General features: G+C 47.7%; 15 protein-coding genes. 10 read left to right on the top strand and 5 right to left on the bottom strand.

Going from position 1 to position 16,052, the window contains the following annotated elements; translation table 11 throughout:
- The first annotated feature begins 109 nt into the window (after positions 1 to 109).
- From ACKTT9_RS31900 to ACKTT9_RS31885, 4 genes are all read left to right on the top strand, one after another.
- Positions 110 to 2,296 (top strand): bifunctional (p)ppGpp synthetase/guanosine-3',5'-bis(diphosphate) 3'-pyrophosphohydrolase, encoded by a 2,187-nt coding sequence (locus tag ACKTT9_RS31900; RefSeq protein WP_157319190.1) that lies wholly within the window; start codon positions 110 to 112, stop codon positions 2,294 to 2,296.
- A gap of 41 nt (positions 2,297 to 2,337) precedes the next feature.
- Positions 2,338 to 2,778: a D-aminoacyl-tRNA deacylase gene (gene dtd / locus ACKTT9_RS31895; RefSeq protein ID WP_407869178.1), complete on the top strand. Its 441-nt coding sequence runs from the start codon at positions 2,338 to 2,340 to the stop codon at positions 2,776 to 2,778.
- Between the two features lie 84 nt (positions 2,779 to 2,862).
- Entirely contained in the window at positions 2,863 to 3,036 is a 174-nt protein-coding gene (locus ACKTT9_RS31890; protein ID WP_157319189.1) for a hypothetical protein, read from the top strand.
- 211 nt (positions 3,037 to 3,247) lie between these two features.
- A complete protein-coding gene (locus ACKTT9_RS31885; protein ID WP_407873156.1) occupies positions 3,248 to 5,194 on the top strand; it encodes an FAD-dependent oxidoreductase in 1,947 nt (648 codons plus the stop codon).
- Positions 5,195 to 5,297: 103 nt separating this feature from the next.
- Here ACKTT9_RS31885 and ACKTT9_RS31880 read toward each other — a convergent pair whose 3' ends face one another.
- Together ACKTT9_RS31880 and ACKTT9_RS31875 are read right to left on the bottom strand one after the other, a co-directional pair.
- The gene (locus ACKTT9_RS31880; RefSeq protein ID WP_157319188.1) at positions 5,298 to 5,606 is read right to left on the bottom strand and encodes a hypothetical protein; all 309 of its coding nucleotides are present in this window, start codon (positions 5,604 to 5,606) and stop codon (positions 5,298 to 5,300) included.
- A gap of 342 nt (positions 5,607 to 5,948) precedes the next feature.
- Entirely contained in the window at positions 5,949 to 6,338 is a 390-nt protein-coding gene (locus ACKTT9_RS31875) for a DoxX family protein (protein ID WP_407869177.1), read from the bottom strand.
- Between the two features lie 122 nt (positions 6,339 to 6,460).
- On the opposite strand from ACKTT9_RS31875, the gene ACKTT9_RS31870 reads away from it, so the two are divergent.
- From ACKTT9_RS31870 to ACKTT9_RS31850, 5 genes are all read left to right on the top strand, one after another.
- Positions 6,461 to 6,766 carry a helix-turn-helix domain-containing protein gene (locus tag ACKTT9_RS31870; protein WP_127455345.1) on the top strand — a complete coding sequence of 102 codons (306 nt, stop codon included), beginning with the start codon at positions 6,461 to 6,463 and terminating at the stop codon, positions 6,764 to 6,766.
- Positions 6,767 to 7,200: 434 nt separating this feature from the next.
- Positions 7,201 to 8,466 (top strand): histidine--tRNA ligase, encoded by a 1,266-nt coding sequence (gene hisS / locus ACKTT9_RS31865; protein WP_127455346.1) that lies wholly within the window; start codon positions 7,201 to 7,203, stop codon positions 8,464 to 8,466.
- A 43-nt stretch (positions 8,467 to 8,509) separates the two neighbouring features.
- The gene (gene aspS, locus ACKTT9_RS31860; protein ID WP_407869176.1) at positions 8,510 to 10,288 is read left to right on the top strand and encodes an aspartate--tRNA ligase; all 1,779 of its coding nucleotides are present in this window, start codon (positions 8,510 to 8,512) and stop codon (positions 10,286 to 10,288) included.
- A gap of 24 nt (positions 10,289 to 10,312) precedes the next feature.
- The gene (locus ACKTT9_RS31855; RefSeq protein WP_157319184.1) at positions 10,313 to 11,065 is read left to right on the top strand and encodes a ThiF family adenylyltransferase; all 753 of its coding nucleotides are present in this window, start codon (positions 10,313 to 10,315) and stop codon (positions 11,063 to 11,065) included.
- A 586-nt stretch (positions 11,066 to 11,651) separates the two neighbouring features.
- On the top strand, positions 11,652 to 12,971 hold the full coding sequence (locus tag ACKTT9_RS31850) for a replication-associated recombination protein A (RefSeq protein ID WP_407869175.1): 1,320 nt from the start codon (positions 11,652 to 11,654) through the stop codon (positions 12,969 to 12,971).
- Here ACKTT9_RS31850 and ACKTT9_RS31845 read toward each other — a convergent pair.
- The 3 genes from ACKTT9_RS31845 to mnmA all read right to left on the bottom strand — a co-directional run bounded on the left by ACKTT9_RS31845 (position 12,966) and on the right by mnmA (position 15,308).
- Positions 12,966 to 13,340 carry a DUF3889 domain-containing protein gene (locus tag ACKTT9_RS31845; RefSeq protein ID WP_407869174.1) on the bottom strand — a complete coding sequence of 125 codons (375 nt, stop codon included), beginning with the start codon at positions 13,338 to 13,340 and terminating at the stop codon, positions 12,966 to 12,968. The genes ACKTT9_RS31850 and ACKTT9_RS31845 overlap by 6 nt on opposite strands.
- 144 nt (positions 13,341 to 13,484) lie before the next feature.
- The gene (locus ACKTT9_RS31840; RefSeq protein WP_407869173.1) at positions 13,485 to 14,177 is read right to left on the bottom strand and encodes a hypothetical protein; all 693 of its coding nucleotides are present in this window, start codon (positions 14,175 to 14,177) and stop codon (positions 13,485 to 13,487) included.
- Positions 14,178 to 14,219: 42 nt separating this feature from the next.
- Positions 14,220 to 15,308 carry a tRNA 2-thiouridine(34) synthase MnmA gene (mnmA, locus tag ACKTT9_RS31835; RefSeq protein ID WP_407869172.1) on the bottom strand — a complete coding sequence of 363 codons (1,089 nt, stop codon included), beginning with the start codon at positions 15,306 to 15,308 and terminating at the stop codon, positions 14,220 to 14,222.
- A 321-nt stretch (positions 15,309 to 15,629) separates the two neighbouring features.
- On the opposite strand from mnmA, the gene cymR reads away from it, so the two are divergent.
- Positions 15,630 to 16,049: a cysteine metabolism transcriptional regulator CymR gene (gene cymR / locus ACKTT9_RS31830; protein WP_127455352.1), complete on the top strand. Its 420-nt coding sequence runs from the start codon at positions 15,630 to 15,632 to the stop codon at positions 16,047 to 16,049.
- Positions 16,050 to 16,052: the final 3 nt, after the last annotated feature.

The raw sequence follows: 16,052 nt of genomic DNA, 5'->3' as shown, positions 1-16,052 counted from the left end.
ATAGTTGACGCGGAGCCTGCCTTGCAGGCATAATGAATAAAAATCGACTAAAGATGAGCGTTTGAAAAGTTCGCTTTTTAAACAACCTCTAAAGGGAATGGGTAGATGCATGGGTATAGAGCAGCTGTTAGAGAAGGCAGCCACCTATCTGAAAGAGAATGATTTGCAGAGGATACGGGAGGCCTATGAATTCGCGGATGAAGCCCATCATGGCCAAGTGCGCAAATCGGGGGAGCCCTATATTCTGCATCCACTCGCTGTTGCAGATATACTGGTGAACATGCAGATGGACGTCACTTCGGTGATCGCGGCGCTTCTGCATGATGTCGTTGAAGATACAACAGTTTCACTCGAAACTGTTCTAGATAAATTCGGGAAAACCTGCGCAATGCTTGTAGACGGCTTGACGAAGCTCGAACGGATTAAGTTCAAATCCAAGGAAGAGCAGCAGAATGAGAACTACCGCAAAATGTTTGTCGCTATGGCGCAGGATATCCGCGTTATTTTGATTAAACTGGCGGATCGGCTGCACAACATGCGCACATTGAAGTACCAATCGGAGGAAAGCCAGCGCCGCATAGCGGAGGAAACGCTGGAGATTTTCTGTCCGATTGCACATAGGCTCGGGATTTCCACCATCAAGTGGGAAATGGAGGATATCGCTCTCCGTTATTTGAATCCTCAGCAGTATTACCGGATCGTGAATCTGATGCAGAAGAAGCGAACCGAGCGTGAGCAATATATTGAAGATGTGATCCACAGTATCAAAGAAAAGCTGGATGAGATGGGAATCCAGGGAGATATCTCCGGAAGGCCCAAACATCTCTACAGTATTTATAAAAAAATGAGCTCCCGCGGCAAACAGTTTAATGAGATCTATGATCTCATGGCGCTGCGCGTAATTGTCGATGGCATCAAAGATTGCTACGCTTCTTTGGGTATTATTCATACATTGTGGAAACCGATGCCTGGACGTTTCAAAGATTATATCGCTATGCCTAAGCCGAATATGTATCAGTCTCTCCATACAACGGTGATTGGTCCCAAGGGGGAACCTCTGGAGGTTCAGATTCGTACTTGGGAAATGCATAGAACGTCCGAGTTCGGTATTGCTGCACACTGGGCCTACAAAGAAGGCGGCTCCGTTGTTCCATCAGGCACGTTTGAAGACAAGATGAGCTGGTTCCGTGAAATTTTGGAGCTTCAGCATGAAACGAATGATGCTTCAGAGTTTATGGAATCCATGAAGATGGACTTCTTCTCCGATCTTGTCTTTGTGTTTACGCCAAAAGGCGAGGTCATCGAGCTTCCGGCCGGTTCAGTACCTTTGGATTTTGCTTACCGTATTCATACGGAGGTCGGTAATCGAACAATTGGCGCCAAAGTCAATTCCCGCATCGTCCCCTTGGATCACAAGTTGAAAACAGGGGATATCATTGAAATTTTGACGTCCAAACATTCTTATGGACCAAGTCAGGACTGGATCAAACTCGCGCAATCGTCCCACGCCCGCAGTAAGATCAAGCAGTGGTTCAAGAAAGAGAAGCGCGAAGAGAACGTCGAAAAAGGGAAAACCATGATTGAGCGCGAGCTCAAGCGGTTGGCCATTGATCCGCCGACACTGATGAGCGATGAGAAAATGCTCGAAGCGGCAAAAAAGTTCAATTTTAACGACATTGAAGACATGCTGTCTGCCGTCGGGTTTGGCGGGATTACAGCCGCTCAAATTTGTACGAAGCTTACAGAGAAGCTGCGTAAGGAAGCCGAAGAAGCTCAGGTGCTTCAGCTCACTACGGAGGTTAAAGAAGTTAAGTCGCCAAGCGCAACCGAACGGAAAAGCCGTCCAACCAACGGCGTAAAGGTGAAGGGCGTGGACAACTTGCTTGTGCGCTTTGCCCGCTGTTGTAATCCGGTTCCCGGTGATTTGATCATCGGCTACATTACAAGAGGACGCGGCGTGTCCGTGCACCGGGCGGATTGTACGAATATCCCTACAAGTATGGGGGAAGAGGAACGGGTCATTGAGGTTGATTGGTGTGAAGCCATCGAATCCAATTTCAATGTGGAAATTGAGATTACAGGCCATGACCGTCGAGATTTCTTGAACGAAGTGCTTCAGGCTGTCTCAGAAAGCAAAACGAGTATTTCAGCGGTTTCAGGCCGATCGGATAAAAACAAGATGGCAACGGTTCATATGACCATTTTGATCAAAAATATTGATCATCTGCAATCCGTTGTCGAGAGGATCAAACGTGTAAGAGACGTTTATTCCGTTCAGCGCATTATGCAAAGCTAAGCTTGCGGCTGTGAACGAACGTGAGGAGATTTAGAGAAACCATGAGAGTAGTTGTTCAGCGGTGCAAGCGCGCCGAAGTAACTGTGAATGGAGCATCTGTCGGACAGATCGAGCAGGGTCTGATGCTGCTAGTCGGCATCACCCACGACGATACCGAGCAGGATGCGAAATATGTAGCGGACAAAGTAGCCGGACTGCGCATTTTTGAAGATGAGACCGGTAAAATGAATCTTTCCGTGCTGGAGACAGGCGGCCAAATTTTGTCCGTTTCCCAGTTTACTTTGTATGGGGATTGCCGCAAAGGGAAACGGCCCAACTTCATGTCAGCAGCTAGACCTGAGATTGCACAACCGTTGTATGATAAGTTCAACGAGCTGCTTCGCGCTCAGGGCTTGCAAGTGGAAACAGGCGCATTTGGCGAAATGATGGATGTTTCTTTTACGAATTGGGGACCTGTTACTTTGATCATCGATAGTAAATAGTCGGGTTGCTTCTTGCGCAAAGGATAAGATGAGGACAGTCTGGATATACTAAAACTGTATATTCTTGCAGTTAGGAGCATCCAGATGCGTCAATCGATCAAGCACAAAGCCATGACGGCGCCAGAGCAGCAACTGCTGCATACAACACTTGCCGAACGGATGAGTCAGGCACCGGCGTTAGCCGACGTTGAAATTAGCGCAGAGTTCACATCCGATCAGGAGAAAATGAAAAGCATTCCCAAGAAATCATATCGTTAATCGTAAAGCCTCGCGCTGCCTCGTCAGCAATGCGGGGCTTTATTTGTAGGATGAGGCAATGTGGCAGGATTTCTCTACGCCTTTAAAATGTGGTAAACTAACAAGTGATGTTTTTGGTTGACAAAATAATCGACTGCTCAAGAAAGCTTATCAAACCTTCAACCGGTAAGCTGTATGAAAAGCAGGGGACAAGGTGGGTGCTTTCGTTTTAATGGCAAATCCGAATCGTAACAATTCCGCTTCCAAAGGATGGCTTTGGTTGATGGGAATCTTGATTCTGCTCGCGGTGCTGGGGGCTGCGGCGTCTTTGTATTATCAATATAAACACCACATAAGCGGTGGACAGACTAAGGCGAAGCAAGAAATTGAAGAAGTGAAATCCGTAAAGAAAACAAAAGAAGCGTATGATGTCATTGTCGTTGGTACCGATCCTGAGGGGGTTGCTGCGGCTGTTTCGGCTGCGCGTAATGGGTTAACTACCCTTCTGGTGGATGGACGGAATCGTGAGATTCTGGGAGGGCTAATGACACTGGGCTGGATTAACTCCATTGATATGAACTATGCTCCAAACAAGAACCTTTTAGGGAAAGATGATGTCTTCAACAAAGGCTTCTTCTCCGAGTGGTATGCCAAAATTGAAGGGGATTCCTTCGATGTGAATACAGCCGCGAATGCGTTCTATGATTTGGTTAAAAATGAATCTAAAATCGATGTACTGCTCAAAACGAAGAAGATCGATCCGCTCCTTTCTCAAGATAAAAAGGCTGTGCAAGGCGCTACGATTACACTCGAAGACGGCAGTACGCAAGTCGTGAAGGCAGCTTCGGTTATCGATGCGACGCAGGATGGAGATTTAGCGGCAGCAGCAGGAGTGCCGTTTACGATCGGACACGAGGATATCGGGGATCCGAATTCCAAAATGGCCGTGACGCTTGCGTTTCGTTTGAAAAACGTAACACCGGAAGTTTGGAACCTGATGGCCACAAGGCTGAACGGGGATAATAATCCGGATACAGGAGTCAATGATGTAAGTGTATTTGGTTATGGGGAGATGAGTAAGTACCCGCCTCTTAACAAAGAAAGAGCCAAGATGAGAGGGCTTAATATGGGTAGGGAAAATGACAATACCGTCCTTATTAATGCCTTGCAAATTTTCGGAGTTGATACCTTTGATCCGAAAGCTGTTCAAGAAGCTTTTGACATCGGGAAAAAAGAACTGCCTAATATTTTATCTTATATGCAAAAAAACTTCCCTGAATTTGCAAGCCTTGAACTAGATGGATCTGCACCAGAGCTATATGTTCGGGAAACGCGTCATATGCAAGGGGAATACCGACTGAGCATTGTTGACGTTTGTACGAACAATGATCAATGGGACCGAATTGGATTCGGTTCTTATCCAGTGGATATTCAAAGGATCTCTCCCACCGATAACGGTAACGTTGTGTGTAAACCGAAGCAGTACGCGATCCCGTTCCGCAGCCTAGTGCCTCAGAAGGTGGATGGACTGCTTGTAGTAGGTAGAGCCGCCAGTTACGATACATTGCCGCATGGAAGCGCGCGCGTTATGCCTACAGGCATGGCCGAAGGGGAAGCCGCAGGAGCTGCAGCGATGTTCGCGAAGCAGGAGAAGATGACGTTCCGCCAGCTATCGGCATCCAAAGAAGTGATTGCGAAGCTGCAGGAGCAGTTGAACAAACAAGGGATGGAGATTCATCCGATAACGCTCAAGCCGCAGCCTTTTATGGAGCATAAAGCTTACGAGGGGCTGAAATCCGCTCTTATGCTTGGCTTGGCTTCCGGTGCGTACGACAACAATTTTCACTTGGATGACCCCGCGAATCCGAAACGGATGGTCAATCTCGTGAGCGGCGCGAAAAAAATGAAGCCTGATGCCTTCAAAGGGGATGTATCGCAGGCCATCGCGAAGATGGAGAATGCTGATAAAATCCCGTTATCGCTTGAACAAGCCACTTATACGATAACACAAGCTTTGGGACTGACGGCTACATCCAAAGAGGCGCAAGCAAAGCTAATAGAGAATAAGCTGTTGACCGATGCTTCATTGAAGCTAATAGCAGACAATCAAAAGTTAACGAACGGTGACGTATACTTGCTTATCAAAGATCTGAAGGTTGGCCTAACCGGCAAACCTTAATAAATAACAAATAAGAGCCTTATTACGCCGTAGTTGCATGTGGCGATAAGGCTCTTATCTTTTTTTTCGAAGCCAATGGAAGTTTTGACTGCGCTTACAAAATTCAGTCAGCTTCTGATGCATCCTCTTCGGCTTCCGCAGATTCTTCCGCATCTTCTTCGGCAGAATCATCACTATCTACTTCGGCTTCCTCGTCGGCATCAACTTCCGCTTCTTCTTCCGCTTCGACTTCTTCTTCCTCAGCTGCTTCTTCAGCTTCTTCGGCTTCGTCCGAATCCTCAATGGCCTCTTCTTCGGCTGCTTCAGCTTCTTCGGCTACATCGTCTTCAACTTCAGCTTCGGTTTCGGATTCCTCAGAGAAGAGCACCACTAGATCCTGCCGTTCCTCTTGAAACTCGTTTTGTGTTGTCATTGTTACAGCCTCCTGATGATAAATTCAAGGCCATTTGCCTTGTTGTAATGTATATGTGGAAAAAAGGCTGAATATACGAGGGGAGCAAAATGAAAATGATTGAAAATACAGGGAAAACACTGTAATGAAATTGTAATTTAAATTTCATACTGCGTTAATCAACCATGGATATAATAAAGCTCGACCCCCTTTAATTTATATATTGTCTAGAGGCCTGCCGCCACTCGTGCTGCAGGCTATTTTCTTTTGTAAGATGGGCTCATGTTTCGCCATCGAAATAGAAAAGGGCTATCATCCATCGAGTCATTTCTGACTTAAGGAGATAGCCCATTTCTTCATTTTTTACAATAAAGCATCCAGAGAATAGTCGCCTGCACCGATAAGCGCGACGCCCAGTGCCGCCACAATCAAAAGCAAATTGTACTCGAACCCATTAGAAGTGGACCAATAGCTTTTGTTATGAACCTTTACAATAGCAACAAGCATAGTAATGATAATAAGTGCAGCCGCAAATGGTGTCCAAAGCCCTGCAGCAAAGAGCAATCCGCCTGCAATTTCCGACAAACCGGCAACGACGGCCATCAGGACACCGGGCTTAATGCCGATGGAATCGAAAAAGCCTCCAGTGCCTTTTGGTCCATACCCACCAAACCATCCAAATACTTTCTGTGTGCCGTGCGCGGCTATTGTTAAACCTAACACCAAACGAATAAGAAGAAGACCTAAAGCCATGACTAACTACTCCTCTTTAAATAAATTTTATTTAATTACTTACTTTATGTTAGTATATTATTACGCAGCACTTACTTTTGTCAAGCGACTATGTTAAAATTGTTTATAAGGAGATGATTTATATGGAAGACTACCAACTGTGCCCGAAATTCGAAAATGCATTTGAACTTCTGGGAAAGCGTTGGACGGGGCTCATCGTACATGTCTTGTTGACGGGGCCGAAGCGGTTTAAAGATATATCCGTGCTTATCCCAAGTATGAGCGATCGCATGCTTTCGGAGAGATTTAAAGAACTTGAGGCTGCAGAGATCATTGTCCGACACGTGTACCCGGAAACTCCGGTTCGTATTGAGTATGAATTGACAGCTAAAGGAAAAGGACTTAAGCCTGTTATGGACGAGTTGCAAAAATGGGCAGACTCTCATTAATTAGATGAAGGCGGCGCTAAGTCAAGTGGACGTATATCTCTTGACTTTACTTCTGCCAATGTTTACAATAAACAATAATTCAATACCTTTGTGATCCGTTGAAGGGATAAAGTATTTCGCCTCCACATTATCAGAGAAGGAAGTCCAGGCTGCGAGCTTCCTATGATGAGCGAACGAAAAGACCTCCCCGAGGACCTGTTGGGAACGACATGTCGATTTATGACCGTCTAGTAGTGGCAGTGCGTATTCGCGGGCGTTAACCGTAAAGAGCAGATTTCTGTTTATTGTGCCTATGGTGCGAGAACAGACGATCTGAATGTGGGTGGTACCACGGGTGAATTTGTTAATCAAATCTCTCGTCCCTGACGAACGTCGGGGGTGGGGGATTTTTTTGTTATATAACCAAGAGCGACAGATAAAGGGAGGTTGAACACATGAGCATTCAAAAGCCAAAAGGCACGCAGGACCTGCTTCCCGGCGAAGTGGAGAAGTGGCAGTACCTGGAAAGCAAAGCAAGAGACTTATGTCAACGATTTAACTACAAAGAAATTCGTTCGCCGATTTTCGAAAGTACGGAGCTTTTCTCCAGAGGTGTCGGAGAAACGACGGATATTGTCGAGAAAGAAATGTACACCTTTATGGATAAAGGCGATCGCAGCATGACCTTGCGTCCGGAAGGGACAGCCGGCGTTGTTAGGGCTTATGTAGAAAATAAGCTATATGGAGTGCCAGATTTGACGAAGCTGTTCTATGTGGGACCGATGTTTCGCTATGAACAGCCGCAAGCCGGAAGATACCGTCAGTTCCACCAGTTCGGGATTGAAGCTTTCGGATCCGTAGATCCAAGCATTGACGCCGAAGTCATTGCACTGGGATACACGTTTTACAAGGAAATTGGGTTAAAAGAAGTAACCGTTGAAATTAACTCCGTGGGCACGCCTTCCGTTCGAACGGTTTACCGCGAGAAGCTGCAGGAATTTTTTGCACCAGTGAAACACTTGCTTTGCAAAGATTGCCAGTCCCGTTATGATCGCAACCCGATGCGCATCCTTGACTGCAAAACCGATCAGAAGTATGGGGTAGGCGCTCCTGAGATTCTGGATTATTTGGACGAAGAATGTTCGACACACTTTGCACAGGTTCGCGAGCACTTAACCGCTATGGACATTCCCTATCGGGTGAATCCTCGCCTAGTGCGCGGGCTTGATTATTACACACACACCGCTTTTGAGTACAAAGCAGCCGGTATTGGGGCTATCGATACAATTGGCGGCGGCGGGCGCTACAACGGTCTCGTTGAGCAAATTGGCGGGCATGGCACGGATCAGCCAGGGGTAGGCTTGGGGCTAGGTCTGGAACGCATTCTGCTTGTGCTGCAGGCGCAAGGTGTTGAGATCCCGAAACCGGAGCCGCTTGATGTATACCTGATCGGATTAGGCGAGCCTGCCGAGAAGGAAGTCACGAAGCTGCTGCACCAGTTAAGGGTTCAAGGCCTCAAAGCCGAGAAGGACTACCAAGGGCGCAAATTGAAGGCGCAAATGAAATCAGCAGATCGTTTTCAAGCGAAATATGTGGCGATTCTCGGAGACGATGAGTTAGCCCGCGGCGAAATTACGCTGAAGCAGATGGAAACAGGTTCTCAAGTCATTGTAAGTTTAGTGGATCTTGCTTCAAATGCTGCAAAGACACTATTCGAATAGATAGTATTTAATGATTAATTACTCATGAGGAGGCAACAACATTATGATGCTCAAAACACATCATTGCGGGCAGCTTACGAAAGATCAGGTAGGACAGACTGTTATTCTAAACGGGTGGGTACAAAGAAGACGTGACTTAGGCGGGGTATTATTTATTGATCTTCGCGACCGCAGCGGGCTTGTACAGACCGTATTTAACCCGGATTTCTCAGGGGATGCTCTAGCGATTGCTGACCGTGCACGTAACGAATATGTGCTTGCTGTAAAAGGGAAAATCGTAGAGCGTGATGCCGAAACGGTTAATAAAAATATCCCGACAGGTGAAATTGAAATTCAAGTAACGGAAATCGAAATCATGAATGCAGCCAAAACACCTCCGTTCTTCATTGAAGACGGTGTGGAAGTAGATGAAGCCGTTCGTCTGAAATACCGCTATTTGGACCTTCGCCGTCCGGAAATGCAAAGAACGTTAATGCTTCGCTCAAAAGCGTCCAAAATTTTCCGTAATTTCTTGGATGACCAAGGATTCGTAGAAGTGGAAACACCGATTTTGACAAAAAGCACACCGGAAGGCGCTCGTGATTACTTGGTGCCAAGCCGTGTTCACCCGGGTGAATTTTTCGCGCTGCCGCAATCTCCACAAATTTTCAAACAGCTATTGATGGTTAGTGGTCTGGAACGTTACTACCAAATCGCACGTTGTTTCCGCGACGAAGACCTTCGTGCAGACCGTCAACCGGAATTTACACAAGTCGACATTGAGACTTCCTTCCTGGCGCAAGATCAATTGCTGGATATTTTGGAAGAGCTTGTCGTGAACTTGATGAGAGAGACGGCACAAGTCGAAATTCCGCGTCCTTTCCAACGGATTACGTATGCGGATGCGATGGCGAAATACGGTTCAGACAAACCGGATCTTCGTTTCGGGCTAGAGCTTGAAGATGTATCGGATATCGTGCAAACTTCCGGCGTTCAAGTATTTGCGAATGTGGTTAAAGGCGGAGGCCAAGTGAAAGCGCTGAATGCCAAAGGCTGCGGTACTTGGAGCCGTAAAGAGATCGATGACCTGCTGCCATTCGCGGCGCGTTACGGGGCCAAAGGCTTAGCTTGGATTCAAGTCAAAGACGGCGAATTCAAAGGGCCTATCGTGAAATTCTTTAACGAAGCTGAAATTGCTGCTCTGACAGAGCGTCTAGGCGCTGAAGAAGGAGATCTACTTCTTTTCTCCGCGGATAAAAAGAAAGTCGTAGCCGATGTTCTAGGCAACCTTCGTCTGAAAATCGGTCGTCAACTCGGACTTATCGACGACTCCAAGTTCAAGTATGCATGGGTCGTAGACTTCCCGCTGCTTGGATACGACGAAGAAGCCAAACGTTATGTCGCAGAGCACCATCCGTTCACGCGTCCTAATGAAGACGACATTCACTTCTTTGACACAGACCCAGGTCAAATTCGCGCTCAAGCGTATGACCTTGTTTTGAACGGTTATGAAGTAGGCGGCGGTTCCATGCGTATTTACCAACGTGAAGTGCAAGAGAAAATGTTCGCAGCACTTGGTTTCTCAAATGAAGAAGCACAAGAGAAATTTGGCTTCTTGCTTGATGCGTTCGAATATGGAACGCCACCACATGGCGGTTTCGCCTTCGGTTTCGACCGTTTGGTGATGCTGATCACAGGCCGTACCAACTTGAGAGAAACGATTGCATTCCCGAAAACAGCAAGCGCGACGGACCTGTTGATGGATGCACCGGGAACTGTAGATGACAAACAGCTTGATCAATTGTCGATTCGCTTAGCGCTTAAGCAACCTGCTAAAGCCTAAGAACATAGAAGAGGACGTGTTTCTATGCTTCACCAATTTTCTCGGACTGAACTAGCCATTGGCCCTGAAGGTCTAGATATTATGAAAAATAGCACCGTCGCTGTCCTAGGCATTGGCGGTGTCGGTTCAATCGCTGCAGAAGCATTGGCGCGTACAGGGGTCGGACGGCTTATTCTGATCGACAAGGACGTTGTCGACATCACGAATATTAACCGTCAGATTCATGCCCTTACAACGACCGTAGGGCAGCCCAAAGCTGATCTGATGCGCGATCGGATCAAACTGATTAATCCGGAATGCGATGTTATTTCGATGCGGATGTTCTATACAGAGGAAACCTACGAGGAAGTGTTCGCTCATCACATCGATTACATGCTCGATGCCAGTGACACCATTTCCTATAAAATTCATCTGATCAAACAGTGCCTGGAGCGGAAGATTCCGATCGTCTCCAGCATGGGAGCCGCTAACAAAATGGACCCTTCGCAATTCAAAGTTGCGGATATTTCCAAAACAAGCATGGATCCAATCGCTCGGGTCGTGCGCCAGAAGCTGCGCAAAGAAGGCATCAAAAAAGGCGTAAAGGTCGTCTTTTCCACCGAAGAGCCGATGAAGCCGCGTGAAGACGTTACGCAACAAATCGTACCAGCGAATGCGCCAGAAATTCGCAAAGCGAAGCAGCCTCCGGCGAGCAACGCTTTCGTTCCTCCGGTGGCGGGATTGATCATGGTCAGCGTGGCCGTGAAAGATCTTCTGGAGATTGGTTCGAAGAAATAAAGATGAGGGGCTATCTTAACAGGTCAGGGATGATCTGTTGAGGTAGCCCCTTTCTGTTTTGGAAAGTGGTGGGGAGGCGTGGTGCTTTGGAACAAGGAGTTGCTGCATTCGGGAGCCGCGTGCAGCTTGCAAGCGCTAGATGTAAACCCCTCGACCCAGCTCTACACCTACCTCACGTTATTTAGAGAGTAGCCATTCTTTTTACGGACTCAGCAGCCGTTATTTTAGCCAAATGAGCTAGAATTGTAGAACTATCGGACTGAGGAGGCGTTATTTAATGGTTTTGTTGTAGTTTCAGGCAATTCCAAGGCGTTTAACGACTCGTGAGTCCGTTAGAAGTAAAATTTGTCCCAAAAGCAGCAAATAGAGTTACCTCAGTCCGTTAGACCAGAGAAATTCTCAACAAGCAGCAAATTCCGACAGAATGCCCAATTTCCAAGTAATTCCTAGCTGTTTACTGTAGGAATTGAAGAATTTCATTTTAAACACCAGCTCAGTAGCCACCTCACACAAGACATGACAGTCTACCCCATGAGGCGTATAATGGAAACAGTCTATTTAAACCCAAAGCAAAGGAATAACCAACATGGACTTGTTTACATATGCCTCATCGCAAGAACCGACCGGCAAGCTGCTCGCCGACCGTATGCGGCCAACAACGCTGGACGAATACATCGGGCAAGAGCAAATTGTCGGCAAAGGCAAGCTGCTGCGCAGAGCCATTGAAGCCGATCAGGTGAGCTCCATCCTGCTCTATGGTCCGCCGGGCACAGGGAAGACAACTCTCGCCAATATCATCGCGAACCGGACAAAGGGAGAGTTCATGAAGCTGAACGCGGTCGATGCTTCGGTCAAAGATGTGCGAGAGATCATCGAGCTCGCCAAGACCAATAAAGCGATGTACGGCCGCAAGACGATTTTGTTCTTGGACGAGGTGCACCGCTTCAACACCTCGCGCCAGGATGCGCTGCTCCCTGCCGTAGAGCAGGGCATCCTCATCTTCATCGGGGCGACCACAGAGAACCCGTTTCACCATGTGAACGGGGCTCTGCTGTCGCGCTCGACGCTGTTTCAGCTCGAGCCCCTCACGGCGGAGCATGCGCTCATCGCCATGCGAAGAGCCATCGCCGATCCCGACAAGGGGCTCGGCTTCATGCGCCTCCACGTGGACGAGGAGGCGCTGGAGCATATCGCGCAGATGGCCGTTGGCGACATCCGCCGCTCTTTGAACGCGCTGGAGCTGGCAGCGCTCACGACCTCGCCCGAACCGGATGGTACGGTTCGGATCACGCTGGAGGTGGCGGAAGAGTCGATCCGCCGCCCCATCGTGAAAGCGGACGAGTCGACGCAGTATGACGTCTTGTCCGCTTTTCACAAGAGCGTACGCGGCTCCAGTGACGCCGCGCTGTTCTGGTTCTTGTATGCCGTCGAGAAGCTCGGCATGGACCCTATGACCTTCCTGCGGCGCCTTATCGTCGCTAGTAGTGAAGACATCGGCCTGGCCAACCCACAGGCCATGGTGCAGTCTGTGACGGCCATGGACGCGTACCACAAGATTGGCTGGCCGGAATCGAAGTACGTCATTTCCCAGGCAATTTTATTCGCGGTGGAGAGTCCCAAATCGAATTCCATCCCGATTGCAATCTCGCGTTCCGAACAGATGATGGAGCGCGTTAAATCTGCGGACGTGCCGCTTCATTTGCGCGATACGCACTACAAAGGAGCGGAGAAGCTCGGGCACAAAGGATATATGTATCCGCATGATTATCCGGGGCATTATGTGCAGCAGCAGTATTTACCGGATGAAATTAAACATGAAATCATCTTTGCGGCCAGCGAGCAGGGAACGGAAGACAAGATGCGGCAGAATCAGCACAAAAGAAGAGGGAAGCCTGCAGATCTATAAGATCTGTAAGTTCCCTCTTCTTTCTTGTTCCATTTGAATGGTAAAAAGTTTTTCCGACACAGGGTCATATCGTATGGATACGATCAGCGGGAATTCAACGCCCTGATGTCGAACCCAGAAGCGAAATTGCTGCTGATCCACCCCTGGCGCTACACGGGAATGTCCCAAATACTTATAATCTAGCAACGTGTATACTTTGCCAGCTTCATGGAATGCGACTCGGCTCCATTTGGCATAGAGGGGGTCAGGATCTTGAGAAGGAGCTGGCTGTCGGGCTATAGCTTCCAGGATGTCATCTTCCATGCTCGCTTGTGCTGTGCCGCACCAGCTTAGTCCAAGCAGGAGAAGCACGGCTGAGAGTTTACTCATTCGCTCACACCTTTCGCCTATAGGGTTCGCGTAGGCGCGAGGAGGCATACTTATAGATGCTGAGGTAAATTAGGGCACTTTTTGCAGATTGAGGGGATAAAAAAAGAACCTCCTAAGAAGAAGAGGCCCTTTGCTTTTTTTTCCTTATAACTTAAAAATCTTCCCAAGGTATTGAACAGCCTTGGAGCTATAACGCTCCTGAATATAAGTTCTAAACTGATTTTTCGCTTCAGGTGTTGGTAATGAGTTCACCGCTAGGCCGTGAAGCTCCATCCAATGCAGGGCTGTCATATAGCAGGTACTGTTCCAGCCGTTTTTTGTCCCATTGGCATTCAAACGCTCGCTGATGCCTGCAATCACAAGATCCGTTTTGCTCTGGAGCTCAATGAGCGCACGGTCGAATTCACTTTTGGACTCTTTGGCTTTCATTCCGGTAACAGCCCGAAGTTCTTTAACATCAATGCCTTCGTTCGCCTCAACCGCCTGGAAGAGCTCGACGGCTGATTTGGGAAGCAGCCCGTCTTCATAGCGTTCTTCCACGGAGTAGGGATCTTCCAACAGATTTTTTACCAAAGGGAAAAGGTCCGCTGAAATTAATAAAGGTTTCTTAGCGAAAAAACGACCATAGGCGGCAAATCCGTCACCTGGCAGGCGGTCCCGCCAAAGCCAAGGATCCGTCTCCAACCCGGTATGCCATTGCCCTTGTGTTGTCATGGATTCAAGTGAAGGATGATCCGGTATGAAAGAAGAGAGAGGTAGAATGCCGACTTCTTTCACGATTTTTGTCACATCCTCGTACGTAGCAGCCTTCATGTCCGCCTCAATCATTTTAATCAAACTGATCATCCTTCTTTCTTGAACCATCTATTTTGTCTTGTATTATTTATGAACTTTATCAATCACACCGCCACCTAAACAAACCTCACCGTCATAGAAAACAACGGATTGTCCAGGCGTGACAGCTTTCTGCGGCGAATCGAAAACTACTTCAACAGTTCCGTCCTCTTGAAAAGTCAGAACGACGCCTTGGTCAGGCTGGCGGTAACGGAATTTCGCTGTGCAGGCGAATGAGCCTTGAGGTTTCTTCGGAGAAATCCAGTTTACATCTGTCGCTGTTAACCCTTTGGAGTAAAGTCCAGGGTACTGCTCGCCTTGAACCACCAACAATTCGTTGGTTTCCAAGTTTTTATCCACTACGAACCATGGCTCGCCTGAGCCTGAACCACCAATGCCAAGACCTTGTCTTTGACCTAGCGTGTAGTACATCAGCCCGTCATGACGGCCTTTAACCTCGCCATTGCGGATATCAACCATATTGCCGGGTTTGGCAGGCAAGTACTGGCTGAGGAACTCTTTGAAATCGCGCTCTCCGATGAAACAGATGCCTGTGCTGTCTTTTTTCTTTGCTGTTGCAAGACCGGCTGCTTCGGCAATTTTACGTACTTCCGGTTTCGGCAGGTGGCCGATCGGGAACATCGCTTTGGACAGCTGCTGCTGCGTAAGCACGTTGAGGAAGTAAGTTTGATCCTTGCCAGGGTCATTGCCCCGCAGGAGCACATACTCGCCGTCTTGTTCTTTCACTTGGGCATAGTGGCCAGTAGCGATATAGTCGCCGCCTAAGTCTATGACTTTCTGGAGCAACTCACCGAATTTGATTTCTCTGTTGCACATCACATCCGGATTCGGCGTGCGACCTTTGGTGTACTCGTCCAAGAAATAAGCGAACACCTTATCGTAGTACTGTTTTTCAAAATTAACTGTATAAAAAGGGATTCCGAGCTGGTCGCATACTCTTCGGACATCCTCTGCATCTTCTTCGGCTGTGCAATTGCCAAACTCATCGGTATCGTCCCAGTTTTTCATGAAAATGCCGATGACTTCATAGCCTTGCTCTTTCAAGAGCAGTGCGGCAACAGAAGAATCGACACCCCCGGACATACCCAGAATGACACGTGTTTTTTTATTCATGGCTTGTGTTCCTCTTTTCTATCCTGTGAGACTTAGTCGTTTATCTTTGAAACTCTTCCTATTATACATCTCTCTAGTTAAAAATTAAAATATTTCATGAGAATGTCATTGTTTTTCCCCCACAGAACAAGGAATTATGATAACATAGATACGATATACGGATGTTTAGGAATGTTTTTGTTAAAAATGGAAACGCTGTTTACCTAGATAGGGACGAGCATACTGTCTGAATGTGGACAAAGCAGTAGGTAAACAACTCACAATTTTTCGTAATATCAATTAGCCCCCTTGATGGCATAAATGTTGAATGAGGTGTAAATTTTGAAAATTTCCACAAAAGGCCGCTATGGTCTAACGATCATGATGGAGTTGGCCAATCGAGTTGGTGAAGGTCCGACTTCACTCAAAAGTATTGCCGAAAAGCATCAGCTATCCGAGCATTATCTCGAGCAGCTAGTTGCTCCTTTGCGTAACGCGGGATTGGTCAAAAGTATTCGTGGAGCGTACGGTGGATATATTCTCTCCAAGCCTGCTGATCAAGTGACAGCGGGTGAAGTGATTCGCGTGTTGGAAGGACCGATTAGTCCTGTCGACTTTACGGAGGAAGATGACCCGGCGAAGCGCGATTTATGGATCCGTATCCGCGATAGCATCGCGGAAGTGCTTGATTCTACAACGCTTGCGAACCTGATTTCCTTTGAAGACGCAGGTCAGCACGACAATTACATGTTTTACATTTAAGGT

The organism is Paenibacillus sp. P36 (genome assembly GCF_045866505.1).
In the GTDB taxonomy this organism is placed as follows: domain Bacteria; phylum Bacillota; class Bacilli; order Paenibacillales; family NBRC-103111; genus Paenibacillus_E; species Paenibacillus_E chondroitinus.
Note: the sequence above shows the minus strand (reverse complement) of the source record. Positions and strands in the feature narration are given on the sequence as shown.